Source organism: Mesorhizobium sp. WSM4850 (genome assembly GCF_055811735.1).
In genome coordinates, this window is sequence record NZ_JBVVPV010000025.1 from 27452 (window position 1) to 52672 (window position 25221).

Sequence of the window (25221 nt, forward strand, 5' to 3'; positions counted from 1 at the left end):
TCGACGCTACCGTCCGCACAATAATTGGGCAGATAGAGCATTTCGCGGGCAATTGTGCTTCGAGGACGCCATTGTCCCTAACGATGTGCTTACAGATCGTGCCATTTCATCGCCGTTTGCTTCGAACCGAAAACTGGACAATGTTTGACCACAGGGATCGGGGTTTGACCACAGGGATCGGGGTTTGACCACAAGGATAGGGGTTTGACCACAGGATCGGCTTGAGCCAATGCGGATCGGCATCCATGAGCAATGAAATTCTGTCTCCGGCCGAAATGGCTGAGGCCGACCGGCTGACGATTTCCGCCGGACCATTCGACGGCATTGTCCTGATGCGCAATGCAGGTGGCGCAGTCGCTGCGGTGGTGCTCGCCCATTTTCCGGCTGCCAGGCGCGTCCACGTGCTGTGCGGGCCTGGCAACAATGGCGGCGATGGCTATGTCGTCGCCCGCATTCTAAGGGACAGCGCCGTCGACGTGTTGCTGTGGGCATCCGGCTCGCCCAAAGCCGGCAGCGACGCGGCGCTCGCCGCGTCGGAATGCCGGGTCAGTCCACGGCCGCTGTCGGAATTTGCTGCCGATAAAGGTTCGATCCTGGTCGATGCACTTTATGGGGCGGGGCTGTCCAAGCCGCTGTCCGGTGATGCCGCCAGGGCGGTCGAGATCGCGACAGAACTGAACCTGCCTGTCGTCGCGGTCGATCTGCCCTCAGGCGTGTCAGGCGACAGTGGCCAGATTCTCGGCCAGGCATTCCGCGCCCAATTCACGGTAACATTCGCGCGAAAAAAGCCCGGCCATCTGCTGTTGCCGGGGCGCGGGATGTGCGGCGAGCTGGTGCTTGCCGACATCGGCATTAGCGACGATATCGTTGCGCAGCTTGAACCGCTCACCTTCGAGAACATCCCGCCGCTTTGGCTCGAAAATTTCCCGATCCCAGCCGTCGACGCGCATAAATACAGGCGCGGCCATGTCGGCGTCTTTTCCGGCGGGCCATCGGCGACGGGTGCCGCACGGCTATCGGCGCTTGCCGCGGCCAGAAGCGGGGCAGGGGCGGTGACCGTGCTGTCGCCGGCGAACGCCGTGCAGGTGAATGCCGCGCATCTGACTTCGATCATGCTGAAAAAGGCCGACAGCATCGCGGACGTGCAGGAATTCATCGACGGCCGCCGGCCATCGGCGTTCGTCCTCGGACCCGGATTTGGCGTCGGCGAAAAAACACGCGATTTTGCCCTCGGCGTGCTGGCCGCCGGAGACCGGCAAGACGGCAAGGTCGACGGGCTGGTGCTCGATGCCGATGGCATCACCGCGTTTCGCGATAAGCCCGACGTTCTGTTCGTCGCCGCCCGTCGCCCGAACGCGCCAGCATTGGTGCTGACGCCGCATGAGGGCGAATTCGCCAGGCTGTTTGCGGACATCGCCGGAGACAAGACCCTGTCCAAGCTGGCCAAGGCGCGCACTGCCGCCGCGCGCGCCGGCGCCATCGTCGTCTACAAGGGCGCGGACACGGTGATCGCGGCGCCCGATGGCAGGGCGGCGATCAACGGCAACGGCGCGCCATGGCTGGCCACCGCCGGTTCGGGCGACGTGCTGTCGGGCATCATCGCCGGCCTCCTGGCACAAGGCATGCCGGCTTTCGAAGCCGCCTGCGCGGCGGCCTGGATTCATGCTGAGGCCGGCAGCCGTTTCGGACCTGGGCTGATCGCTGAAGACTTGCCGCTGGCGCTGGTGCCGGTGCTGCGCGAGCTTGCCGAAAATCGCAACAGGATGACCGCTGAATGAACCGTCGGCTCGCCCTGATCGCCGTGATTCTCGCCAATTTTTTCTTGGCCAGCCTGGCGCGCGCCGAAGGTCCGGTGATGATCGTCGACGATCCGGCCGTGCTGGCCGCTCTCGACACCAGGGGTTTTGATTTCGCCGGCATTTTCGATATCGACGGCAAGGGCGACCTGAAGACGCTCTACGACAGGGCGCCGGCCTATCATCGGATCATCGAAACGATTGCCGGCGATGTCGCCGCGCTGCGCGCCGAGATGAAGGCTGGCGGGCGGTCGCTCTACGAAGTCACCGACGGCAATGTCGGCCGCATCATCGACATGCGCTGGCTGAAGACCGACGCCGCGCGCTTTCGGCTGGTCGGTGTCGTCAACCGGCTCGATCGGCGTGATTTCGCCGAAATAGGAGGCGATGGGGGCTGCGGCGAGGTCCGTTTCATCTACCGCCTTGCCTACAGCTTCAAGAAAAACGGCAAGGTTCTGGCCTCACGCTTGCCGTTCAATTTCAATGCCATCTATAGCGCCGCGCCGGACGCCGATGGCGGCTGCGTCGGCGTTGCCGGACGCTGGACGCCGCAGCTCGACGAGACCGTCGATATCGGCTGGCTCATCGGCGGGCCGCTTGAAAGGGCCGGGCTGAGCTTCAAGCAGCTCGAGCTCAACGCACAAATGGTGCGCTTTCCCTCCGGCCAGGAGACCGAATTCGGCGGCCAGGCTGCCTACCTCATGCGGATTTTTGGCGTCGATGGAAAGACGGTCAGCGAAAAGCCGCTGGAAAACACGCCCGACCTAGCGCGGCTTGCCGACGACGCCGCGCTGAAAGCAAAACTTGCCGACTATATCAGCGCCAATCTCGCGGCGGTCGATCTCGGCGTCTACGAAATCCCGGATGAATTCCTGGCCAAGAAAGTCGTCTCGTGGTCGACTTTCGGCAGCGCAAGGCAGGCCAATCACCCGTTCACGCCGCTGTTCCAGCCCTCGGATTTTTCCGGGCTGGACTATTCCGCGCTGAAGCTGCTGCGCACGCCGGAAGCGCTGGTCGAGCGGCTCGACAATGGCGCCTGCCAGGGTTGTCATCAGGCTGGTTCGACCGCCGGTTTCCATTTCATCGGCCTCGACGACAAGACGACATCGCCGCTGAACCGCATCGAGGTCGGCATCTCGCCGCATCTTCATGCCGAGATGCCGCGGCGCGAAGCCTGGCTGCGTGCGACCGCCGACGGCAAGGAGCCGAACCGCCTCCGCCCGCTGTCCTTCGCGCCGCCGGCCGCATGGAAAGACGCCCGCGAGGTCGCTTACGCACCGGCCGAGATGGCGATGCCGTGTTTGATGCCGGAGGATGCGGCCCGCTTCGGCACGACCTGGCAATGCGGCGGCGGCACCGTCTGCACGGCGCTGGCGACGGCATCGGGGGTGCGGACGAAACTGGCGCAATGCCTGCTGCCCAAGGACAGCGAAAAGATGTTTTCCGGCCATCCATGCCTGACCGGCTCGATCGCCAGCAACGGCACGCAGCCTTTCAATGACCGCTACAGCATTACCGGCCAGTTCGCCGCCTTCGCCACCGACATGTCGCGCACCGCCTACACCTGCCGGCCGCCGAAGATCGGTGTGCCGGCCGGCATCGCCTATCGCGGATGCCATGACAAGGACCGTGCCTTTGCCGGCTTCAAGCCGGGCAAGCCGATGCCGAACGAGATCTGCGGGCTGGTCGGCGGTAAAAAATTCGACATCTGCGTGGCGACCAATAATTTCGACCAGTGCTTGGGCGGCGCCGTCAATCGCGGCAACCGGCCGGCTTGCTCGGCCGATCATTTCTGCCGCGAAGATTACATGTGCCAATCGCTGCCGCCCGACACGCCTGGTATCGGCAAGGTGAAAGGTGTCGGCTTCTGCTCGCCGACCTATTTTATCTTCCAGATGCGCATCGACAATCATGCCACGCCGTGGTCGGGCGCCGTCCGCGCGACGATGGGCGCAGGGTTCGGCGCCGCGGAAGCGGAGTGAGCTTTTGCTGTGGTCGCTTTCGCGACATCAGCGCCTCACAACGGAATGTTGTCGTGCTTCTTCCAGGGGTTTTGCATGTCCTTGTTGCGCAGCATGCGCAGCGCACGCGCAATGCGGCGGCGGGTCGAATGCGGCATGATCACCTCGTCGACATAGCCGCGCTCGGCGGCGACGAAGGGCGACAGGAAGCGATCCTCGTAAGCCTTTGTATGTGCTGCGATCTTCTCAGCATCGCCGATGTCCTTGCGATAGATGATCTCGACCGCGCCCCTGGCGCCCATCACTGCGATTTGAGCCGTCGGCCAGGCATAGTTCATGTCGCCGCGCAGATGCTTCGACGCCATCACGTCATAAGCGCCGCCATAGGCTTTTCGTGTGATGACGGTGATCTTCGGGACGGTCGCTTCGGCATAGGCGAACAAGAGCTTGGCGCCGTGCTTGATCAGCCCGCCATATTCCTGCGCGGTGCCGGGCAGGAACCCTGGAACGTCGACGAAGGTGACGATCGGAATCGAAAAACAGTCGCAGAAGCGTACGAACCGCGCCGCTTTGCGGCTGGCGTCCGAATCGAGCACGCCGGCCAGCACCATCGGCTGGTTGGCGACGAAGCCGACCGTGCGCCCTTCGACGCGCCCGAAGCCGGTTACGATGTTTTTTGCAAAATCCTGCTGGATCTCGAAGAAGTCACCCTCATCGGCAACTTTAAGGATCAACTCCTTGATGTCGTAAGGTTTATTGGCGTTATCGGGGATCAGTCGGTCGAGCGACAGATCGTCATCGGTGACCGACTGATAACATTCGATCTCGGGGATTTCAGCCGTGTTGGAGGCAGGCAGCAGATCGACCAGCCGGCGCATCTGCAGCAGCGCCTCGACGTCATTGTCGTAAGCGCCATCGGCGATCGACGACTTCGTCGTGTGGACCAAGGCGCCGCCGAGGCTCTCGGCGGTTACCGTCTCGTTGGTGACGGTCTTCACCACGTCCGGCCCGGTGACGAACATATAGGAGGTGCCGCGCACCATGAAGATGAAGTCGGTCATCGCCGGCGAATAGACGTCGCCGCCGGCGCAAGGGCCCATGATCACTGAAATCTGCGGGATGACGCCGGAGGCGAGCACATTGCGCTGGAATATCTCGGCATAGCCGCCAAGTGCTGCCACGCCTTCCTGGATGCGGGCGCCGCCGGCGTCGTAGAGGCCGATGATCGGCGCGCGGTTGCGCAGCGCCATCTCCTGCACCTTGACCACCTTTTCGGCGTGGGCCTCGGACAGCGAGCCGCCGAACACGGTAAAGTCCTTGGCAAAGACATAGACCGGCCGGCCATTGACGGTGCCCCAACCGGTGACGACGCCGTCGCCGGCGATCTTGGTCTTCTCCATGCCGAAATCGGTCGAGCGATGCTCGACATACATGTCGAACTCCTCGAACGAGCCTTCGTCGAGAAAGACGTCGATGCGTTCGCGCGCGGTGAGTTTGCCCTTCTTGTGCTGAGCGTCGATACGGGACTTGCCGCCGCCCATGCGCGCCATGGCGCGGCGGCGCTCGAGTTCCTTCAGCACGTCCTTCATCGCTCGGTCCCCAAATAGAAGCTGATTTGTGGTAATCATCGCGGTAAGCGAGCGCAAGCGCCGCTTTTCGGCCTGCTTTGTTTTCGCAACGCTGGCGTGCTTTCGCCGCCGATCTCGATACGCTGGCGGGCATAGCTGGCCGTCTGTTAGGTGCGGCTTACCAACCGCTCTCGCTTTCCATGCTCCCCCGTTTCGCTCGCTGGGGCAGCGCCCGCCGCAAACGGGCCGATGTCAGTGCAAACGTTTGAGATTAGCCGAAGCATTCCTCCACTTCGTCATCCTAGCTAGGATGGCGAAGGCGTGGATAGAATTTGGCCAATCGCCTGCGTATCGGATGAAAGACATTCAAATAGAGTTCTGTTCGTCCAGCATGGGGCGAGGGAATGGCCGGGAGAAGTTTGAGCAGACCTTCACGGCTGCTCGTCGTGGCTGTTTTTGCTGCGCTGCAACATGACGGCCCTTGCATTTCGCGGCGAACTGGGCCATATGCGGCGGCATAGGCGCTTGGGCCGGGACCTATCCGGCCTTCTCGACGAATGAGACTGGTTGCGTCTGTTTTCCCTCTTTCCGGCATATCGGCAAGGCGGCGAAAAAGCCCCGTGGCATGATGCCTGCGGGCACGACAGCGCAGCCGTGCGGACGATAACGTCCGCCCGCCTTGTCGTTTCATGACAGTTTTTCGACGGCAGGTTGCGCCCTGCCGCCATCGATGTTTGCGGCCAGGAGCCGCGTGAAAGAAGAAATATTTTGAACAACGAAAACACTTTGACCGGTAACGACAATCTGACCGGTAAGAACACTGGCGAGCTTTCGGGTTTCGCAGCACTTGGAATTACGGGCGCGCTGCTCAAGGCCACCCATGGCGCAGGCTTCACCGATCCGAAGCCGATCCAGGCCCAGGCGATCCCGCCGCAGCTGGAAGGCCGTGACATTTTCGGCATCGCCCAGACCGGTTCGGGCAAGACCGCGGCGTTCGCGCTGCCGATCCTTTCGAAGATCATCGCGCTCGGCACCAAGCGCCGGCCGAAGACCGCTCGTGCGCTGATCCTGGCGCCGACGCGTGAGCTCGCCGTGCAGATCGAAGAGATGATCAAGCTGCTCGCCAAGGGCGCGCATGTCTCGACAGCACTCGTGCTTGGCGGCGTCTCGCGCTTCAGCCAGGTGAAGAAGATCGCTCCCGGCGTCGACATCTTGATCGCCACGCCCGGCCGGCTGACCGATCTGGTGCGTGAGGGCGACCTCGTGCTTGCCGACACCAAATGGCTGGTGCTCGACGAGGGCGACCGCATGCTCGACATGGGCTTCATCAACGACGTCAAGCGCATCGCCAGGGCGACCGCGCCGGACCGTCAGACGGTGCTGTTCTCGGCGACCATGCCGGCCGAAATCGCCGAACTGGCGAAAGGCCTGCTGAAGAACCCGATCCGCGTCGAAGTGGCGCCTCACAGCACTGCGGCGGCCGAGATCGTACAGGGCGTCGTCTTTGCCCGCACCAAGCAAAAGCGCCAGGTTCTGGCGACGATGCTCGCCGACGAGGCGATGAAGTCGGTCATCATCTTTTCGCGCACCAAGCATGGCGCCGACAGGGTGACCAAGGATCTCGAGCGCGATGGCTTCAAGGCCGCCGTCATCCACGGCAACAAGTCGCAGAACGCCCGCCAGAAGGCGCTGAACGATTTCCGCGAGGGTTCGGTGCGCATTCTTGTGGCGACCGATATCGCGGCGCGCGGCATCGACGTGCCCGGCATCAGCCATGTGGTGAATTTCGACCTGCCGGACGAGGCGGAGAGCTATGTCCACCGCATCGGCCGCACCGGCCGTAACGGCATGGACGGCATCGCCATCACGCTTTGCGACCCGTCCGAGAACAGCAAGCTGCGTCAGGTCGAGCGCATCATCCGCACCAAGCTGCCAATCGTTGCCGACCATCTCGGAAGTCCCGACCCGCAGCGCAATCCTGCCGAAAAGAACGAGCGCAGCTTCGAGCCGGCCAACGACCGTAATGGTCGTCGCGACGGCAGGCGGCCGGGCGGCCACAACAACGGCAACAAGCGCTTCGGCGACAAGCCGGCCTTTGCCGGCGAACGCAAGCCGGAGGGCGCCAAGGCGTTCAAGGGCAACAACAAGCGTCGTTTCGGCGGCAAGCGGCCAGCAGCGCGGGCTGCGTAATCGGATAGCGCATCCGGCCCGCGCCTGTCGGGTCGGCTGCTCACAATTGAAAAAGGCGATCGGAGCGATGCTTCGGTCGCCTTTTTCGCCTGAGATCTACTTCACCACCGCCTGTACCCACACAATAATGCGCTGCGCGAGGAAAGCTGTGGTTGCTGGCGACAACGCGTCTCCGGCGATGACATGATTGTCCCGATCTCCGGTATCGTCGACCGGCACCAGTTCGTGCGCCGCGCCCCAGCGCCCGGCGATGTCGCGGGTGCGGTCCGGCCGCACGATCCTGTCCGAATCGGAAAAGATGAAGAGGGCAGGGATGGTCGCCTTCTCCACCGGCGCGCCATAGGCCAACTCGGTCAGCGCAACCATCGGGAGGGTCGCCGCGATCGGATAGCGCCAGGTCCAGAATTTCTCGTGCAGCGCATTGCGTGGCACGAAGCTGCGCTCCTTGCCGGCGACCAGCTCGGCGATCTCTCGGCCCCACGGCATGGTCAGAAGTTCGGCGCCGGAAGCCTTGACGCCGAAATTCGGCGAGATGAACGCTATTGCCGCCACCCCGTCGGATGCGCCAGGCTGCGTCGCAGCCCAGGCTGCCAGCGAGCCGCCGGTCGAGGTGGCGATGACGATCACCTTGTCGCCGATCGCTCGGCCGATGGCGAGCGCTTCCTCATAGTCGTTGATCCAGGCGTTGACGCTGCCGTCGGCCATTGCGGCACCGCCCTGTCCGTGGCCGGTGAGACGGGTGTAGTAAAGATTGGCGTCGAGCTGGTCGGCCACCTCGTCGGGAAGCGGCCGAACCTCGCCCTTCGACGCCGAAAAGCCGTGGATATAGACGATCGACAGCGGCGTCCTGGCGTGAACCATCGGATTGGCCCAGATGATTTCCTTTTCCAGCCCGTCGTGGATATCAGGTACGGCCGCCTCCTTGCGTGCCAGATAGGCTTGCGGGTCATCGCCGATCACGGAAGGATCGAAGCGGATCGTGGTATCGGCTTGGACGCGCGGGCCGAAGACGTAGGCAAGGACGAGAATGACGGCGAGACCCGATACCGCAAGCACGATCCGTCGCCCCATCGCAGACTCCATGCAATAAATCTCAACCTATGGCCACGATGGCAAACAGGCAACGACGTCCCGCCGGCGGCGGGATCGCCAACTTTGATGACCGGTCTATTCGCTCGGCGCCTTGCGGTCGAAATTAAGCGGACGCGCCTTCCAGCGGGTCGCGGTGCTGATGACCCATCGGCAGAACGGTCTCGGCAGGATTCTGAGCAGCTTCAGGCCCCAGCTCAAGCGCCACGGGAACGTGACTTCGAAGCCGCCGGACTTGATGCCGCGCGCCATGCGGCGCGAGGCGCGATTGACCGGCATCAGCCCGGGCATCGGCAGCAAATTCTTTTCGGTCAGCGGGGTGTCGACGAAGCCCGGGTTTATCACCTGGATGCGGACGTTCATCTTGTCGAAATCGTACTTCAGCGACTCGGCGAGGATATTGATCGCCGCCTTGGTGCCGCCATACGCGGCCGTGGTCGGCCAGCCGAAATAGGCGGTGACCGAACCGACCAGGACGATATGGCCGCGCGCGCGGACGCGCATGCGCTCGATGACCGGCACCAGGCCGTTGATGATGCCGAAATAATTGACATCGAAGGACTGGCGAAATCCACGGACAGTGAGGTCTTCGCCGGCGGTCGCAATATAGCTCCCGGCATTGAACACGGCCAAGACGATCGGGCCGAGATCCTTCTCGATCGCCGCGACTGTCCTTGCCATGCGTTCTTCGTCGGTGACGTCGCAAGGATAGGCCGTGACGTGGCCCGGCATCTGCGCCGTCTCGACAACAAGCGTGTCGATCGGATCGTCGTCGAGCGCCGTCACCGCGACGACATAGCCTTGCGCCGCAAGGTCCTTGGCCAGTGAACGGCCGATGCCGCTGCTGCCGCCGGTAATCCAGGCGACGCCGTGCTTCGGGTCGGCCCGATAGAGTGTCATGCTATGCCCTGCGACTTTTTCTTGGCCTGTGCTCTAGCGGTGAAGAAATCGGATGAAAAGAGCGCTTTTCAATGGTGAGCTTCAATGATTGGCGCAACGCAACATCTGTTTTAGGAAATTGCAGCCCGAAAATGCCGCTGGACCAGGCAAATTCTTGCCTTGAAACCCAAGCTTCGGGTTTCTAGGGTTCGGCCGCAAGCATAAAGGAATCTCCATGCCCCGTTCTGTGATCGAAGCGATCGGCAATACGCCTCTGATCCGCCTCAACAAAGCCTCGGAAGAAACCGGCTGCGAGATCCTGGGCAAGGCCGAATTCATGAATCCGGGCCAGTCGGTCAAGGACCGTGCCGCGCTGTTCATCATCCGCGACGCCGAGCAGCGCGGACTTTTGAGGCCGGGCGGGGTGATTGTCGAGGGGACGGCCGGCAACACCGGCATCGGATTGACGCTGGTCGCCAAGGCGCTTGGCTACCGCACCGTAATCGTCATCCCGGAGACGCAAAGCCAGGAGAAGAAGGACACGATCAGATTGCTCGGCGCCGAGCTGATCGAGGTGCCTGCCGTTCCCTACAAGAACCCCAACAATTATGTGAAACTGTCGGGCCGTCTGGCCGAGCAGATGGCCCGGTCCGAGCCGAACGGCGCGATCTGGGCCAATCAGTTCGACAACGTCGCCAACCGTGATGGCCATACCCGCACCACGGCGGAAGAAATCTGGGCCCAGACCGGCGGCAAGGTCGACGGTTTCGTCTCGGCGGTCGGCTCCGGCGGAACACTGGCCGGCGTCGCCTTCGGGCTCAAGGCCAGGAGCAAGGACGTCAAGATCGCGCTCGCCGATCCGCTCGGTGCGGCGCTCTATAGCTTCTACACCAGCGGCGAGCTGAAATCCGAAGGCAGTTCGATCACCGAAGGCATCGGGCAGGGGCGGGTCACCGCCAATCTGGAAGGGTTCACGCCGGATTTCTCCTTTCAGATCCCGGATGAGGACGCGCTGCCGATCGTCTTCGACCTGATCCAGGAGGAAGGCCTGTGCGTCGGCGGCTCGACCGGCATCAACATTGCCGGCGCGATCCGGCTGGCACGTGAGATGGGTCCCGGCCACACCATCGTGACCGTGCTTTGCGACTACGGTACGCGCTATCAGTCGAAATTGTTCAACCCGGAATTCCTGCGTCAAAAGCAGCTGCCGGTGCCGGGCTGGATGGAACAGCCGAGCACAATCTCGGTGCCGTTCGAAAAGGTTGCGTGATGGCTTACAGGACGGATGCCCTGTTTCGCGACCCCTATCTCAGTACGGCTGATGCCGTGGTTGTCGCCGTCAACGACCGTGGCGGCATCATTCTGGACCGGACGATCTTCTATGCCACGTCGGGCGGGCAGCCTGGCGATACGGGCACCCTCGAACGCGCCGACGGCAGCCTGATCGCTGTTGCCGCCACCATCACCGGTGAGACCAAGGATGACATCATCCATGTGCCGCCGCCTGAGCAGGCGGTGCCTGAGGTCGGCGAGCCGGTAAAGCTTGCCCTCAATTGGGAGAGGCGGCATCTGCTGATGCGCATGCACACAGCCTGCCACTTGCTTACCGTCGTCTGCCAGTTCCCGATCACCGGTGCCTCAGTTTCCGAGGACGACAGCCGTATCGATTTCGATATTCCGGATGCCGGCTTCACCAGGGAAGACGTGACGGCCCGGCTGATGGAATTGGTGCGGGCCGACCACCCGGTCTTTGTCAGGCTGATCACCGACGAGGAGTTGGCGGCCAATCCGGGACTGGTGAAATCGAAGAATGTTCGGCCGCCGGTCGGCACGGGCAAGATCCGCTTGGTCTGCATTGGCGAGAACGCCTCGATCGACAGCCAGCCTTGCGGCGGCACTCATGTGAAGAGCACTGGAGAAGTCGGCGAGATACATATCGGCAAGATCGAGAAGAAGGGTCGCGAGAACCGGCGCTTCCGAATACGCTTTGGACCAATGCCGCCGGCCTGATAAACAGCCGGCCTGATAAACAGATTGTCGAAGGCGGGCAGGAGAAGAACAATGGCCGAAGACAGCCCTTTCACCGTCGATGCTGACTGGTTGCAGAAGCGCCTCGGCGAGCCTGGCCTGACCATCGTCGACGCGTCCTGGTATTTGCCGGCGCAGAAACGCGACGCGCGCGCCGAATATGACGCAGCTCACATTCCGGGCGCCCGTTTCCTGGATCACGATGCGATCTCGGATCCTGATTCCCCACTGCCGCACACACTGCCGTCGCCGCAGCATTTCGCCAAATATGTCGGCGCCATGGGCATTTCGGCCGACGACACCATCGTTGTCTATGACGGCCCGGGCTTCTTCTCGGCGCCGCGCGCCTGGTGGATGTTCCGTGTCATGGGGATGTTCCAGGTCTACATATTGGACGGCGGCTTCGATCGCTGGAAAGCGGAGGGACGGCCGGTGACGGCGGAGCCGACGAAGATCGCCCCTTGCGTGTTCCATGCCGACTTCGATGCCGCTCGGGTCGCCAGCCTGGCCGACATGCGCCGGATCGTCGAGACCGGAGAAAGCCAGATCGCCGACGCGCGTTCGCCTGGCCGGTTTGCCGGTACCGAGCCGGAGCCTCGCGCCGGCGTCCGCTCGGGCCATATGCCCGGCGCCCGCAATGCGCCGTTTTCGGCGCTTGCCGAGGATGGCGAGCTGCTGTCGAAAGACCGGTTGCGCAAGGTGATCGAGGACGCCGGCATCGACCTGTCAAAGCCGGTCGTCACCTCTTGCGGCTCAGGCGTTACGGCGGCGGCGATCACGCTGGCGCTCGAGACGCTAGGCCACACCGATAACAGGCTCTACGACGGTTCATGGACCGAATGGGGTGGGCTTGGCGATACGCCCGTCGTGACGGGCAAGGACTGACTGTGATGGAAAACGGCGCGCTTGAAGACATCGAGGTCACGGTGACGTTTCTCGAAATGCATGCGCCGCCGGCCTATTCGCCGCCGCTGCCGTACAACCGCCAGATCGCATTGCTGAAAACCAAGGACATTCCGCTGCATTTCTACCGCTATTTGATGGATCGGGTGGGCCGCAAATGGCACTGGGTCAATGTGCTGAGGCTGAGCGACGAGGAGCTTTCTGCCGGGATCCACCGCGAGGACCGCGATATCAGGGTGCTGTATCTCGACGGATCGCCGGCCGGCTTTTTCGACCTGAAGCCGCATCTGCCGGGAGAAGTGGAACTTGCCTATTTCGGCATGATGGAGCACGCCACCGGCCAGGGCATCGGCCGCTGGTTCCTGAGTGCGGCGATCGACGCCGCCTGGTCGCACGGACCAAGGCGGGTGACGGTGCAGACCTGCACACTCGACCATCCGGCGGCATTGCCGCTCTACCAGAAGCTCGGCTTTGAACCGGTCGCGCAAAAGAAGGAGATGGTGCATCCAATGACCTTCGCCGAACGTGCGGCCAGCGTCATGCGGCCATGATTTTCTCCGCAGACTGAATTTCATCGATGATTCAGCTCGGAGACAAACTGTTGGAGCGTTCGCCACGCATCCAAGGGAACGCGTGGCGCTCGAAATGGCGATGGGAGGATCAATGACGATTCGGGTGGTGATGGCCGGTGCGACCGGCTGGGTCGGCAAGGCACTGGTTCCGGCGATCGGGGCGCAAGGCGACATGGCGCTGGCCGCGGCCGTGTCACGCAGCGGCGCTGGGCAGGATTCAGGCCTGCTGCTCGGCCTGTCGGCAAACGGCATCATCGTTGCCGCCTCGCTGGCCGAGGCAATGGAGGTGCCCTCGGACGTGCTGGTCGACTACACCAAACCGCATGTCGTGAAGGACCATGCGCTGCTGGCCATCGAAAACGGACGGCACGTGGTGATCGGCACCTCGGGGCTGGGTGCGGCCGAGTTCGGCGAGATCGATGCTGCAGCCCGCGCCAATCGTGTCGGCGTCATTGCCGCCGGCAATTTTTCGATCACCGCCACACTGATGAAGCGGTTTGCCCTGATGGCGGCGAAATACGTGCCGGATGTCGAGGTCATCGACTATGCCAGCGCCAGGAAACCCGACGCGCCGTCCGGCACGGCGCGCGAGCTTGCCGAAGCGCTGGCCGATGTCCGCAAGGCTTCGACCGCGCGGCCGGTCTCGGAGGTCTCCGGTGTGCCGGGAACGCGCGGTGCGGCGGTTGGCACGGGTGAGGGGGTGCAGGTGCATGCGCTTCGCCTGCCTTCCTACATCCTGTCCTGCGAAGCGCTGTTCGGCCTGCCCGACGAGCGGCTGACCATCCGCCACGACGCCGGCTCGTCCGCTGCCCCTTATGTGGCCGGGACGCTGCTCGCCATCCGGCGGGTACAGGAGATCACAGGGCTGGTGCGCGGTCTCGACGCGCTGATGGACTGATCCAGATTGGCAGGAATCGGGTGGGAAGCGCTGGCGCAGCGACGTAATTTCCGGTCGACGACATCGGAGATTTCACCATGGCCATCCAGTTCAAGGCCTTACCCACGGAAGGCGTCAGAGCTTTGCAGCGCGGCGGGCCGGACGCCTATGGCCTGATCCCAGAGCGGAAAATATCCGACGGTGACGGCGTGCCTTGCCGCCACTGCCTGAAGAACGTCGCCGCTGGAGAAGCGTACCTTGTCCTGGCTTATCGGCCATTCCCGCAATTGCAGCCTTATGCCGAGACGGGTCCGATCTTCCTGCATGCCGAGCCTTGCGAGCGCGCTGCCGAGGCCGAGGCGCTTCCCGAAATTCTCGAAGGCAGCGACTACATCGTGCGCGGTTACGGCAGCGACGATCGCATCGTCTACGGCAGCGGCGGCGTCATCCCGACGGGCGCTATCGCGGCGCGGGCCGAGAGTTTGTTCGAGCGCGACGATATCGCCTATGTGCATGTTCGCTCGGCACGCAACAACTGCTATCAGTGCCGGATCGAGCGCGCGTGACCGGATCGGTCGCAGCTGTCGTGCGCCTGTCGCAATGTCGCGTTATGGAATGATTGTCGATCGATTTGCCGACCGCGGATGAACCGGCGGGAGATCTCGATATCAGAGGAAGCGGGGCTTTGGCTCCGCTTTTTTGCTGCCTGCATTGTCCCGCTCATTTCGTCACCCGAAAGAAAAAGCCCGCCGGAATGACCGACGGGCTTTGACTGTTGTCTGGACGGCTCGAAAATTAGTTGAACTTGTACTTCGCACCAATGCGAACGGTGTGGAACGAAGGCGTGGAGGTGAGAGTGTCGTCCGGCAGCCCAAGTTCCGACGAGAAATCCTTCTCGGAGAACTGCGAGTAGCGGTACTCGAGGCCGACGGTCACGTTGCTGGACATGGCCGTTTCCAGACCACCACCCACCGAGAAGCCGCTGGAGTCCCAATCGAGGATGTCGCCGATGGGCGAGGACGCATTCAGATCGAAATGCTGCCAGCTGTAACCGCCGAGCACATAGGCAAGTGTCGATTCGTTGACTTTCATGCCGACGCGGGCAAGCACATCGAAGCCGTAATCGGTATCCAGATTGATCGATCCGCCTGGAACTTCCAGCTCGGAAGTCATGCCGGAGTAGCGGGCATCCACCATGACACCTGCGACCCAGCTGCCGAAATCATGGTCATAGCCGACGTTCAATTCGCCGAACACACCTTCGCCGCCGAGCCCGTTGAACTCGAGCCCGCCAAGCGGCGGAACCTCGATCTGATGCACCGATGCACCCGCGCCGGCGGCGCCGCCGACGTAGAAGCCGGTCCAGTTGTAGGCAGGCGCTTCAAAAGAGGCGACGCCGCCATTCTGGGCGCCAAAGCGATAGTTGGCCCCGACCTGGAACGTATGCCGCGACGTGTCGATATTGAGGGCGCCATCCGGCAAACCGAACTCGGAAAGCAGATCATCATTGGTACCGAAGCGGGTATAGCGATACTCAGTCTTGATGGTCCAGTTGCTGTTGATGGCCGTTTCAACGCCGGCTCCGACGAAGTAACCGCTCTGGTCCCAATCCAGGTCAATACCAGCGTTGGTGTCGAGTTCGTATTTCTGCCAGGAATAGCCGCCGAGCACATAGCCCAGCGTGTTCGGCGTGAACAGGTAACCGGCCCGCAGACCAGCGTCGAAACCGTAAGTCTCGCGGACCGAAGCCTCTAGTCCAGCTACGTCGAGCGTGGTTTCAATGTTGCCAATATGGGCGTCCAGGAGTCCGCCGATCAGGAAGCGCGGCGACACCATATAGTCGTAGCCAACGGTCAACTCACCGTATACGCCTTCACCACCAATGCCGTTCAACGAGAAGCCGGGAAGGAAATCGCTGCTGAGCTCGTGGACATTGGCGCCGGCGCCGACGCCAAAGCCAACATAGATGCCACTCCAGTTGAAGGCCGACGTCTCGACGACCGGCACAAGCGCGTCGGCGGCATGAGAAGCCGAACCAAGCGCCAGAACGGAAACTGCGCCAAGAAGAAGAGATTTTGCGAATCGTTTGCTGGTCATTGCCCCTGCCTTTTGAAAAACCCGTCAGCCGTCTAGCACCTGCCCACGCCGGCGGATGTAACAAAAAAGCCACAGGAATGACACATTGCAAGCAAAACGGGTAAAGCCGGTCTGCTGAACGCAAACCGTGAAATTTTCTTGTGGAAAAAAAGAGCCGCCGGGGGCGTCGGCGGCTCTTTCGGGAGAGAATCAGCGGCGGGTTCAGGCGGCGAGAACGGCCTTCGGCTCGACCAACTCATAGCCGAGTGATTCGGCCACCGCGCGGTTGGTGATCTTGCCCTTGTGGACATTGAGGCCGTTGCGCAAATGATGATCGTCGACCAGCGCCTTCAGGCCTTTGTCGGCAAGCTGCAGGCCGTAATGCAGCGTCGCGTTGTTCAACGCCTGGGCCGAGGTGACCGGCACCGCGCCCGGCATGTTGGCGACGCAATAGTGAACGACGCCGTCGACCTCATAGGTCGGGTCGGCATGAGTTGTGGCGTGCGAGGTCTCGAAGCAGCCGCCCTGGTCGATGGCAACATCGACCAGCACCGAGCCTTTCTTCATTCCCGACAGCATTTCGCGCGAAACGAGTTTTGGCGCGGCGGCACCCGGGATCAGCACGGCGCCGACGACGATGTCGGCCGAAAAACATTCCTCTTCCAGCGCCTCGACCGTCGAGTAGCGGGTGTGGACGCGGCCGCCGAAGATATCATCGAGCTGGCGCAGGCGCGGGATCGAGCGGTCGATGATGGTGACGTCGGCGCCAAGGCCGGCCGCCATCCGTGCGGCATGCAGGCCGACGACGCCGCCGCCGAGCACAGTGACCTTGCCAGGCAGCACGCCGGGCACGCCGCCGAGCAGAACGCCGCGGCCGCCATTGGCCTTCTGCAGCGCGGTGGCGCCCGCCTGGATCGACAGGCGGCCCGCGACTTCCGACATCGGCGCCAGCAACGGCAGGCCGCCGCGGTCGTCGGTGACCGTCTCGTAGGCGATGGCCGTCACGCCCGAGGCCAGCAGGCCCTTGGTCTGCTCCGGATCCGGAGCGAGATGGAGATAGGTGTAGAGGATCTGGCCGTCACGGAGCTGGACCCATTCGTTGGGCTGCGGCTCCTTGACCTTGACGATCATGTCGGACTTGGCAAACACGTCGGCGGCCGTCTTGGCGATGGTGGCGCCGGCGGCGCGATAGGCGTTGTCGTCGGCGCCGATGCCGGCGCCGGCGCCGGTCTCGACCAGCACTTCGTGGCCATGCGCGACATATTCGCGGACCGATCCCGGCGTCAGGCCGACGCGGTATTCGTGGTTCTTGATTTCCCGGGGGCAGCCGACGCGCATCTTCTTCTCCTCCTGATCCAGCCTTTTGGGGCATGTTCGCTGTTGAGAGACAGTGAACCACGAATCGTCGCGTAGGTGTTTGCGAATACGCTTGCGCAAGACGGTGCGGTTCGATAATCGTTGCGCAAAACAGCTGGATTGTCGCAGGAATCCCGAAAAATGCCGCTCGACAGGATTGATATCGCCATCCTCGAAACGTTGCAACGGGATGGGCGGATACCCAACGCGGCGCTTGCCGAGAAGGTCGGCCTGTCACAGTCGGCCTGCTCGCGGCGGCTGGACAATCTGGAGAAATCCGGAACCATCCGCGGCTACCACGCCCGGCTTTCCAATGCCGCGCTTGGCCACCAGATGACGGCGATCGTGCATATATCGCTGTCGGGGCAATTCGAGAAGACACTGTCGGATTTCGAGGCGGCGATAAAGCGCTGCCCGAATGTGTTGTCCTGCCACCTGATGTCGGGCGAATACGATTATATCCTGCGCATCGCGGCAAAGGACCTCGTCGACTATGAGCGCATCCACAAGGAATGGCTGTCGGCGATGCCGCATGTGACGAAGATCAACTCGTCGTTCGCCTTGCGCGAGATCGTCGACCGGACGGCGGTCGGGATGAAGCCGGAACTTGCCTAGGCTTTGAAAGCCTCCGTTACCACCCGGTCCATCGGGATGTCATGCGGCTGCGGGTAGATGGTGGCGATGCGCTGCAGTTCGTAGCCGACACCGATGACCAGCGGCTTGAACGGCATCGCCGCCAGCGTGCGGTCGAAGAAGCCGCCGCCATAGCCCAGCCGATACTGTCTCGGATCGATGCCGACGACAGGCGAGATGACGATGTCGGGCAGCACCGGATCGCCTCCAGCCGGGATCGGGATGTTCCAGACACCCTTTTCAAGCCGGTCGCCCGGTGCGTAGGCGCGAAAGATAAGCGGGCGGGCTTTTTCGACGACAACAGGCAGTGCGGTACGGCCGCCGCGCTCATTGACGGAAGCTATCCAGGCCCGCAAATCCGGCTCGCCGCGGAACGGCCAGTAGAGGCTGACCATGCGGCCGGCAATGTCGCCGATCACCGCGTCGAGGTTTTCGCCGATGCGCTGCGACATTGCCGTCCGCACGTCAGCCGGGACAGCGAGGCGCGCCGCAATCAGCCGCTCGCGCTCGGCCTTGCGCCATCGTTTCACGTCGTTCCAGTCGGATAGGGGCGGCCGGAATTCCGGGTCGAGCTCGTGCATGAAGCAAGGCGGCGAGGAATATTGCCCCGGACCGTCGTCGTCATGATCGCTAGCCAACTTTCACTCCTGTCATCTGCTTCGATGAAATTATACTCGGCGGCAGGATGGGGGCATGTACAACAGCGACATCTCAGGGCGGGCAGTCGGCAAAGTCGGATGTTGTTGCGGTGCACAAAAATAGCTACATCAGCCTTGACGAATTGCTCTCCAGTCTGCTCTCGCGGCCAACGGCCCTCCCGGCCCACCTGCTCTCCCGGCCAACCTGCTCCCGGAGTGAATGAATTGAACGAAACCAGACATCATGTCGTCGTCGTCGGAGCGGGCTTTGGGGGTCTCGAATTCACCCGCGCGCTTGACGGTGCGCCGGTGCGCATCACCATGATCGACAAGCGCAACCATCATCTTTTCCAGCCGCTGCTCTATCAGGTGGCGACCACGGCGCTGGCGACCTCGGAAGTCGCCTGGCCGATCCGCCATCTCCTGCGCAAGCGCAAGGATGTGACGACACTGCTGGCCACCGTCAGCGGCGTCGACCGCGCCGGCAGAAACGTGCTGCTCGATGATGGCGGCGCAGTTGGATACGACACGCTGCTGCTGGCCACCGGCGCCCGCCACGCCTATTTCGGCCATGACGAGTGGGAGCCTTTCGCACCGGGGCTGAAGACGTTGGAGGACGCCACCACCATTCGACGGCGTATCCTGCTCGCCTTCGAGCAGGCCGAGCGGGAGACCTATCCCGCCAGGCGCCAGGCGCTGCTGACACTGGCGATCGTCGGTGGCGGACCGACCGGCGTGGAACTGGCCGGCACCATTGTCGAACTGGCGCACGAGATGCTGCGCGGCGAGTTCCGCAACATCGATACGCGGCAGACGCGCGTGGTGCTGATTGAGGCCGGTGACCGTATCCTTCCCAATTTCGCGCCTGAACTCTCCGACTATGCCAGCAAGGCGCTCGAGCGGCTTGGCGTGACGGTCGAACTCGGTCGGCCCGTGACATGCTGCGACGCGGAGGGTGTCGTCTTCGGTGAAACGCATCTGCCGGCCAGGACTATCCTGTGGGCAGCAGGCGTCGCCGCTTCGCCGGCCGCCGAATGGCTGGGGGCGGCAGCGGACCGCGCGGGCAGGGTGCTGGTCGAGCCCGATCTGACCGTGCCGGGCAGCCCGGAAATTTTCGTCGTCGGTGACGCTGCACACGTCCTGCGGCCGGATGGCCGCATGGTGCCCGGCGTAGCACCCGCCGCCAAGCAGCAGGGCCGGCATGTCGCCGCGACGATCAAGGCCCGGCTTGCCGGCGACGCAGCCCCGCGGCCTTTCCGCTACAGGCATGACGGCGACCTGGCGACGATCGGCAAGCGCGCCGCCGCGATCGATTTCGGCTGGATCAAGCTCACCGGCCGGCTGGCCTGGTGGCTTTGGGGCCTGGCGCACATCTATTTCCTGATCGGCTTCCGTAACCGGCTTGCGGTTTCGCTGAGCTGGCTATGGATCTACCTGACAGGGCAGCGCAGCGCGCGGCTGATCACCCAAGGCGACGACGACAGGAACTGACGTCTCTCCCCGCGCACATGCATCCGCACGTCATCTGTTCCCTTATGGACTCGACCGGATTCAGGCGCGAAGCTCTGCTTCGGTCAGGACTTGGCACGCTGTTGAAGGCTGGCACGCCGTTGAACAGCAGCCGGCTCGAACCGCATCATCGACTTGATGTTCGACGGAGAACCAATTGATCCCATGCGGAAATTAGTCGTCGCCACCCTAAGCCCTGTAAACCACCTGGCGGACATCGATGTAGCTGGCGCGGAAGCCGGCTTCGCAATAATGCAGGTAAAACTCCCAGAGCTTCTTGAAGCGGTCGTCGAAACCGAGCGGGACGATCTTTTCCCATGACCCACAAAAACGGTGCCGCCATTCGGCGAGCGTGCGGGCATAGTCGTCCGGGAAAATGCGCTCGCGCAGATGAGCAAGGCCATGGTCTTTGCCGAGCGTTTTCAGGATCGACGGCGTCGGCAGCATGCCGCCCGGGAAGACGTAACGCTGGATGAAATCCGGCCGGGCGCGATAGGTATCGTAGGCTTTCTCGTTGATGGTGATGATCTGCAGGCCGGCGGTACCGCCAGGCCGCAGGCAATCCTTCATCTTGCCGAAAAACACGGGCCAGTACTTTTCGCCGACCGCCTCGAACATCTCGATCGAGGCGATGCGGTCGTAGGAACCGGTTTCGTCGCGGTAGTCCTGCAGCTTGATGTCGATCTTGTCGGCAAATCCAGCCTTCTGGACGCGTGCTCTGGCGAAGTCATGCTGCTCGCGGCTGATCGTCAGCCCGGTGACGCGGCAGCCGATCTCGCGCGCCGCGAATTCGGCAAAGCCGCCCCAGCCGCAACCGATTTCAAGCACGTGGTCGTTCGCGCCGATGCCCGTGTCCTTGGCCAGCGCGCGATATTTGGCGGCTTGCGCGCTTTCCAGATCGTTGGCGCCAGCTGCATAGAGCGCCGACGAATAGGTCATGCTCGGATCCAGCCATTCCTTGTAAAAGGCGTTGCCGAGATCGTAATGCGCCGAAATGTTGCGCTTCGAGCCGGTGCGGGTGTTTTGGTTGAACCAGTGGCGGACACGCTGGACGGCGTTGATCAGCCAGCTGGCGCCGCCGGCGATGCGCTCTCCGATTTCTGAATTGACTACGAACAGTTCCAGGAAACTGGTCACATCGGGACTGTCCCAATCGCCGTCGATGTAGGATTCGGCGATGCCGATGGTGCCGCCGGTGAAGGCACGGCCGGGCAAGCGCCAGTTCTTGAGCACCAGTTCGGCGTCCGGACCCGGGCCCTTGCCGCCGACGAGGACGGCGCGGCCGTCCGGCATCCTCACCTTGAGCGAGCCACGCGGCAGGTTCATCGCCGCCGACAGCACCACGCGCGCCTTGGCCGGCAGGCCTTTGACGGTCTCGGCGAAATTGAATTCGTCCAACTTGACCGCGTCGCCCGACGCAACGCCTGTGTCTTCCTTGTGAGCCATGTCACGCCCCCGGACTTCTGCGGCGCGGGCGCAAAATGGCCGGTTTCCACTCTCTCGCAGTTCATGGCCGGGGCGCGCCGCTTCCCGATGAATCCCCGCAGCAATCTTTCACGTCATCAAGGGGAACTTCAAGAGCCAAGGCAAGCGAGCACGGATCAATGGAAAGATTTTGGGGAGGGCGCTGATCAACGCCGGAATCACTATGGTTGCAGCCACCCGGATGCAGTAGTTTTAGCCATGCGTTATGTCATCGTCATCTGCGCCGTCACGTTCTTCCTGATCTGGGACGGGCTCTACAATCAGGGCAGCTATCTCGACACCACGGTCAGGGAGATAAACCGCATCGTGCGCTACATCACCAGCATGATGTAGTTTCCTCTCCCCGCCCAACGCGTCGTTGCCGCGACATCGTTGCCGGTTGACGCGATCGTCTCACCCACACAAAACATGGCTGCACATCGATCGAGGAGGCTGGGGTTGATCCGGCATATCGTTTTCTTCAGCGCACGGCACAAAGAGGATGTCGAGGCCGTACGGACGGGCTTGCTGGCGCTGGGCAACATTCCCCATTCCCGTCGGTTCGAGGTGACGCTCAACAGCAAGGTCGACCCGCTTTCGGACGAGATCGACGTGGTCGTTTATGCCGAGTTCGAGGACACCGCCGCTCTGGCCGCCTACAAGGCGCATCCGCTCTATGCCGAGACGACCAGCCAGGTCAAACCGCTGCGCGAATTGCGCTATTCGGCGGACATTGTGGCTGCGACTTGAAGTGAAACTGATCGAAGCTGGAGCGCACCCGTCTGCGGCCGTTGGTTCGGTCGGATCAGCGCCCTGCCGCTTTCGCGCGTCGCCAAGGCAGCGTGGCCAAGAACAGCCATCGCGACGACCGCTGCCGCTATATGAAATCCCTGCGCGTCAGGCGAGGGCTCTTGAACCAACTTCCGGAATGATGCACACCGCGCCGGCATGATCGAGACGATGCCAGCACGCCCTCATTCGCCCGGCGCTTATCCGCCCGGCCCCTGTCCGCTTGACCATCTTGTGCTGCCGACCGCGAGCCTCGACGTGGCACGGGCGCGGCTGGTTTCGCTTGGCTTTGTCGTGGCGCCGACCGGCATCCATCCTTTCGGCACGGAAAACTGCTGCGTCTTCCTTGAGGACGGCACCTATCTCGAGTTGCTGGCAGTGGGCAATGCGCAAGCGGCGGCGAAAGCGATCGCCGACGATAACGCCTTCGTCGCGCGCGATCGCGCCTATCGCGACAGCTGCGGCAATGAGGGATTTTCCGCCCTTGTCCTGGGCACCCAAAGTGCGGATGCCGACCACGCACGCTATGTCGAAGCCGGCCTGTCGGCTGGAGACATGCTGAGCTTTTCGCGCGCCTTCACCGACGCGGCGGGAAGCAGCGACACGGCATCGTTCAAACTGGCCTTCGCCTCCGGCACCGGGGCGACGGACGCATTCCTGTTTGCCTGCGAGCGGATCAATGCGCCGAAAGTGGACCGCAGCGCGTTGCAGGTCCAGGCCAATGGCGCAAACGGCATTGTCGAGGTCGTGGCGGTCAGCACCGAGCCATCCGAACAGCGCCGTTTGATTTCGATCGCGACGCACAGTCCGGCGACCGTGCCGGGGAGCAGCACTGCGTTTGAGCTGCCGAACGCGACCTTGACCCTGCTTGACCCCGTCGCTTTCGAATCGCGCTTCGGCATACCTGCCGGCGCGCCATCGGAACTCCGCTTCGCGGCGATCGTCTTTTCAGTTGGTTCCGCCGACACGGTCGCCAAGCTGCTTGCAGCAAGTTCCGTAGAACATGACATACGCGACGATGATATTGTCGTGTGGCCGACATCCGGGCAGGGTGCGGCCTTCGTTTTCCAGGAGAAAGCATGAGCAAGCCCAATTCGTCCGTAACCGTCGGCAATGTCGTCTTCGGCAACACCGCGCCGCTGTCGCTGATTGCCGGCCCGTGCCAGCTTGAATCGCGGCAGCATGCCTTCGACATGGCTGGCGCGCTGAAGGAACTGACCGAGAAGCTCGGGCTGGGCCTCGTCTACAAGACCAGTTACGACAAGGCCAACCGCACCTCGCTTGGCGGCACGCGCGGCGCCGGGCTCGATGCGGCGCTGCCCGTCTTCGACGATTTGCGCAAGGCGTTTTCGCTGCCGATCCTGACCGATATCCACACCGAGGAACAGTGCGCGCTCGTGTCGCCGCATGTCGATATCCTGCAGATTCCGGCTTTCCTCAGCCGCCAGACCGATCTGCTGATCGCGGCGGCTAGAACCGGCAAGGTCGTCAATGTGAAGAAGGGCCAGTTCCTCGCGCCGTGGGACATGAAGAACGTCGTCGCCAAGGTCACCGGTTCCGGCAACGCCAATGTGCTGGTCACCGAGCGCGGCGCGTCCTTCGGCTACAACACGCTGGTGTCCGATATGCGCGCCCTGCCGATCATGGCCGAGATCGGCGCGCCGGTGATTTTCGACGCCACGCATTCGGTGCAGCAGCCGGGCGGGCAGGGCGGCTCGTCAGGCGGCGATCGGCGCTTCGTCGAGACGCTGGCGCGCGCCGCGGTTGCGGTCGGTGTCGCCGGCGTCTTCATCGAGACGCATCAGGATCCCGACAACGCCCCCTCCGACGGTCCCAACATGGTGCCGCTGAAGGACCTTCGGGCGCTGCTTGAAAGGCTGATGGCATTCGATCGCGTCGCCAAGGGCTGAGCAAGTTCAGCGGCCCAGCCCTAAGTCCGACCCGAAACTTGTGATCAACAGGCGCCAGTTGTACGCTGCCCAGGCAACCGAGTGCCTTGGAGGAGGAAGCCATGTCCGTCGCCCGCGTCACCGAAATCACATCATCGTCGAATAAGAGCTTTCAGGACGCCATCGAACAGGGGATTGCCCGCGCCGCAAAGACATTGAAGAACGTCGAAGGCGCCTGGATCCAGGACCAGAAGGTCGTCGTCGAGAACGGCACGATCTCCGCCTACCGCGTCAACATGAAGGTCACCTTCATCCTCGCTGAGTGATCAGCCCTGTACGTATGACCGCGTCCATAAAAGTCTGGAACCTTCGCAGCCCTCTCCTCATTGTCGAAGCTGAAGTGAACGACAAGAGGAGCACATCATGACAACCCAGACAGGACACACTGAAGCCATCGCTGCCTCGCGGGTGATCGGCACTTCCGTCTACAACACGGAAGGCACGCACATCGGCGACATCGAGGATGTCATGCTCGACAAATTGTCGAATGGAATCATGTTTGCCGTGATCGGCTTTGGCGGATTTCTCGGCATCGGCGAGAAATACCACGCCATTCCGTGGGCGAGCCTCGACTATGACGAGAACAAGGGCGGCTATGTCGTGCCGTTCACCAAGGAGCAACTGAAGGCAGCTCCCGCCTATTCGATCAACGAATTGACGGGCGCCGACGGCGAGGCCGCGCGTGATGCTTCATACAGTTACTACAGGGTCGAGCCTTATTGGCATTGATCTTGCTCTGCCGGAATCAAAAGGCCCCCGGTTGAACCGGGGGCCTTTTCTCTGGGATATCTACTCCGCTGCAAGGGTGGACAACTCTACCGCGCCCTGTTGAGGCTGCTGAGTGTCACACGACGTCAAAAACGCCGCCGCGATCAGGAACAAACTCACAATACCGCTCAACTGAGACATGGCGAAACTCCTCCTGTTTCGCCCCGCGCAGCTGT

Annotated in this window: 24 protein-coding genes; 17 read left to right on the forward strand and 7 right to left on the reverse strand. The window is 62.6% G+C overall.

Features of this window, described 5'->3' with window-relative positions; translation table 11 throughout:
- Positions 1 to 245 precede the first annotated feature (245 nt).
- Entirely contained in the window at positions 246 to 1778 is a 1533-nt protein-coding gene (locus AC0L2Z_RS21895; protein WP_473629272.1) for an NAD(P)H-hydrate dehydratase, read from the forward strand.
- Positions 1775 to 3778, forward strand: a complete 2004-nt coding sequence (locus AC0L2Z_RS21900; protein WP_473629273.1) for a hypothetical protein — start codon at positions 1775 to 1777, stop codon at positions 3776 to 3778. The genes AC0L2Z_RS21895 and AC0L2Z_RS21900 overlap by 4 nt, the downstream gene beginning before the upstream one ends.
- A gap of 35 nt (positions 3779 to 3813) precedes the next feature.
- On the opposite strand, the gene AC0L2Z_RS21905 is transcribed toward AC0L2Z_RS21900, so the two are convergent.
- A complete protein-coding gene (locus tag AC0L2Z_RS21905; RefSeq protein WP_473629274.1) occupies positions 3814 to 5346 on the reverse strand; it encodes an acyl-CoA carboxylase subunit beta in 1533 nt (510 codons plus the stop codon).
- A gap of 747 nt (positions 5347 to 6093) precedes the next feature.
- Between AC0L2Z_RS21905 and AC0L2Z_RS21910 the strand changes: the two genes are divergently transcribed.
- Positions 6094 to 7515 (forward strand): DEAD/DEAH box helicase, encoded by a 1422-nt coding sequence (locus AC0L2Z_RS21910; RefSeq protein WP_091591164.1) that lies wholly within the window; start codon positions 6094 to 6096, stop codon positions 7513 to 7515.
- A gap of 96 nt (positions 7516 to 7611) precedes the next feature.
- On the opposite strand, the gene AC0L2Z_RS21915 is transcribed toward AC0L2Z_RS21910, so the two are convergent.
- Together AC0L2Z_RS21915 and AC0L2Z_RS21920 are read right to left on the reverse strand one after the other, a co-directional pair.
- Positions 7612 to 8586, reverse strand: coding sequence for an alpha/beta hydrolase (locus AC0L2Z_RS21915; protein ID WP_473629275.1), 975 nt, complete (start codon positions 8584 to 8586; stop codon positions 7612 to 7614).
- A 96-nt stretch (positions 8587 to 8682) separates the two neighbouring features.
- Entirely contained in the window at positions 8683 to 9504 is an 822-nt protein-coding gene (locus AC0L2Z_RS21920; RefSeq protein ID WP_473629276.1) for an SDR family oxidoreductase, read from the reverse strand.
- Positions 9505 to 9718: 214 nt separating this feature from the next.
- Here AC0L2Z_RS21920 and AC0L2Z_RS21925 point away from each other — a divergent pair, with 214 nt between their 5' ends.
- From AC0L2Z_RS21925 to AC0L2Z_RS21950, 6 genes are all read left to right on the forward strand, one after another.
- Entirely contained in the window at positions 9719 to 10753 is a 1035-nt protein-coding gene (locus AC0L2Z_RS21925; RefSeq protein WP_287067797.1) for a cysteine synthase A, read from the forward strand.
- On the forward strand, positions 10753 to 11493 hold the full coding sequence (locus tag AC0L2Z_RS21930; RefSeq protein WP_473629277.1) for an alanyl-tRNA editing protein: 741 nt from the start codon (positions 10753 to 10755) through the stop codon (positions 11491 to 11493). The genes AC0L2Z_RS21925 and AC0L2Z_RS21930 overlap by 1 nt, the downstream gene beginning before the upstream one ends.
- Before the next feature lie 51 nt (positions 11494 to 11544).
- A complete protein-coding gene (gene sseA / locus AC0L2Z_RS21935; RefSeq protein ID WP_473629278.1) occupies positions 11545 to 12396 on the forward strand; it encodes a 3-mercaptopyruvate sulfurtransferase in 852 nt (283 codons plus the stop codon).
- A gap of 5 nt (positions 12397 to 12401) precedes the next feature.
- On the forward strand, positions 12402 to 12965 hold the full coding sequence (locus tag AC0L2Z_RS21940) for a GNAT family N-acetyltransferase (protein ID WP_473629279.1): 564 nt from the start codon (positions 12402 to 12404) through the stop codon (positions 12963 to 12965).
- Between the two features lie 112 nt (positions 12966 to 13077).
- Positions 13078 to 13884: a 4-hydroxy-tetrahydrodipicolinate reductase gene (gene dapB / locus AC0L2Z_RS21945; protein ID WP_473629280.1), complete on the forward strand. Its 807-nt coding sequence runs from the start codon at positions 13078 to 13080 to the stop codon at positions 13882 to 13884.
- A 77-nt stretch (positions 13885 to 13961) separates the two neighbouring features.
- Entirely contained in the window at positions 13962 to 14429 is a 468-nt protein-coding gene (locus tag AC0L2Z_RS21950; protein ID WP_473629281.1) for a DUF1203 domain-containing protein, read from the forward strand.
- Between the two features lie 229 nt (positions 14430 to 14658).
- On the opposite strand, the gene AC0L2Z_RS21955 is transcribed toward AC0L2Z_RS21950, so the two are convergent.
- Both AC0L2Z_RS21955 and ald read right to left on the reverse strand, forming a co-directional pair.
- A complete protein-coding gene (locus AC0L2Z_RS21955; RefSeq protein WP_473629282.1) occupies positions 14659 to 15960 on the reverse strand; it encodes an outer membrane protein in 1302 nt (433 codons plus the stop codon).
- Positions 15961 to 16161: 201 nt separating this feature from the next.
- Positions 16162 to 17277: an alanine dehydrogenase gene (ald, locus tag AC0L2Z_RS21960; protein ID WP_091591151.1), complete on the reverse strand. Its 1116-nt coding sequence runs from the start codon at positions 17275 to 17277 to the stop codon at positions 16162 to 16164.
- A gap of 159 nt (positions 17278 to 17436) precedes the next feature.
- Between ald and AC0L2Z_RS21965 the strand changes: the two genes are divergently transcribed.
- Positions 17437 to 17910: an Lrp/AsnC family transcriptional regulator gene (locus AC0L2Z_RS21965; RefSeq protein ID WP_023799250.1), complete on the forward strand. Its 474-nt coding sequence runs from the start codon at positions 17437 to 17439 to the stop codon at positions 17908 to 17910.
- Here the strand turns inward: AC0L2Z_RS21965 and AC0L2Z_RS21970 are convergent.
- Positions 17907 to 18566: a 5-formyltetrahydrofolate cyclo-ligase gene (locus AC0L2Z_RS21970; RefSeq protein ID WP_473629283.1), complete on the reverse strand. Its 660-nt coding sequence runs from the start codon at positions 18564 to 18566 to the stop codon at positions 17907 to 17909. The two genes, AC0L2Z_RS21965 and AC0L2Z_RS21970, sit on opposite strands and share 4 nt — an antisense overlap.
- A gap of 225 nt (positions 18567 to 18791) precedes the next feature.
- On the opposite strand from AC0L2Z_RS21970, the gene AC0L2Z_RS21975 reads away from it, so the two are divergent.
- Positions 18792 to 20057, forward strand: coding sequence for an NAD(P)/FAD-dependent oxidoreductase (locus AC0L2Z_RS21975; protein WP_473629284.1), 1266 nt, complete (start codon positions 18792 to 18794; stop codon positions 20055 to 20057).
- Between the two features lie 207 nt (positions 20058 to 20264).
- Here AC0L2Z_RS21975 and AC0L2Z_RS21980 read toward each other — a convergent pair whose 3' ends face one another.
- Positions 20265 to 21521, reverse strand: a complete 1257-nt coding sequence (locus AC0L2Z_RS21980; RefSeq protein WP_473629285.1) for a class I SAM-dependent methyltransferase — start codon at positions 21519 to 21521, stop codon at positions 20265 to 20267.
- Between the two features lie 237 nt (positions 21522 to 21758).
- Between AC0L2Z_RS21980 and AC0L2Z_RS21985 the strand changes: the two genes are divergently transcribed.
- The 6 genes from AC0L2Z_RS21985 (at position 21759) to AC0L2Z_RS22010 (ending at position 25006) form a co-directional block, all read left to right on the forward strand.
- Positions 21759 to 21893, forward strand: a complete 135-nt coding sequence (locus AC0L2Z_RS21985) for a hypothetical protein (RefSeq protein WP_023799246.1) — start codon at positions 21759 to 21761, stop codon at positions 21891 to 21893.
- A gap of 105 nt (positions 21894 to 21998) precedes the next feature.
- Positions 21999 to 22289, forward strand: a complete 291-nt coding sequence (locus AC0L2Z_RS21990; RefSeq protein WP_473629286.1) for a Dabb family protein — start codon at positions 21999 to 22001, stop codon at positions 22287 to 22289.
- A gap of 210 nt (positions 22290 to 22499) precedes the next feature.
- Positions 22500 to 23411 (forward strand): VOC family protein, encoded by a 912-nt coding sequence (locus tag AC0L2Z_RS21995; protein WP_473629287.1) that lies wholly within the window; start codon positions 22500 to 22502, stop codon positions 23409 to 23411.
- On the forward strand, positions 23408 to 24238 hold the full coding sequence (gene kdsA, locus AC0L2Z_RS22000) for a 3-deoxy-8-phosphooctulonate synthase (protein ID WP_473629288.1): 831 nt from the start codon (positions 23408 to 23410) through the stop codon (positions 24236 to 24238). The genes AC0L2Z_RS21995 and kdsA overlap by 4 nt, the downstream gene beginning before the upstream one ends.
- A 101-nt stretch (positions 24239 to 24339) precedes the next feature.
- The gene (locus tag AC0L2Z_RS22005; RefSeq protein WP_023799242.1) at positions 24340 to 24543 is read left to right on the forward strand and encodes a dodecin family protein; all 204 of its coding nucleotides are present in this window, start codon (positions 24340 to 24342) and stop codon (positions 24541 to 24543) included.
- Positions 24544 to 24640: 97 nt separating this feature from the next.
- On the forward strand, positions 24641 to 25006 hold the full coding sequence (locus tag AC0L2Z_RS22010) for a PRC-barrel domain-containing protein (RefSeq protein ID WP_023799241.1): 366 nt from the start codon (positions 24641 to 24643) through the stop codon (positions 25004 to 25006).
- Positions 25007 to 25221 lie beyond the last annotated feature (215 nt).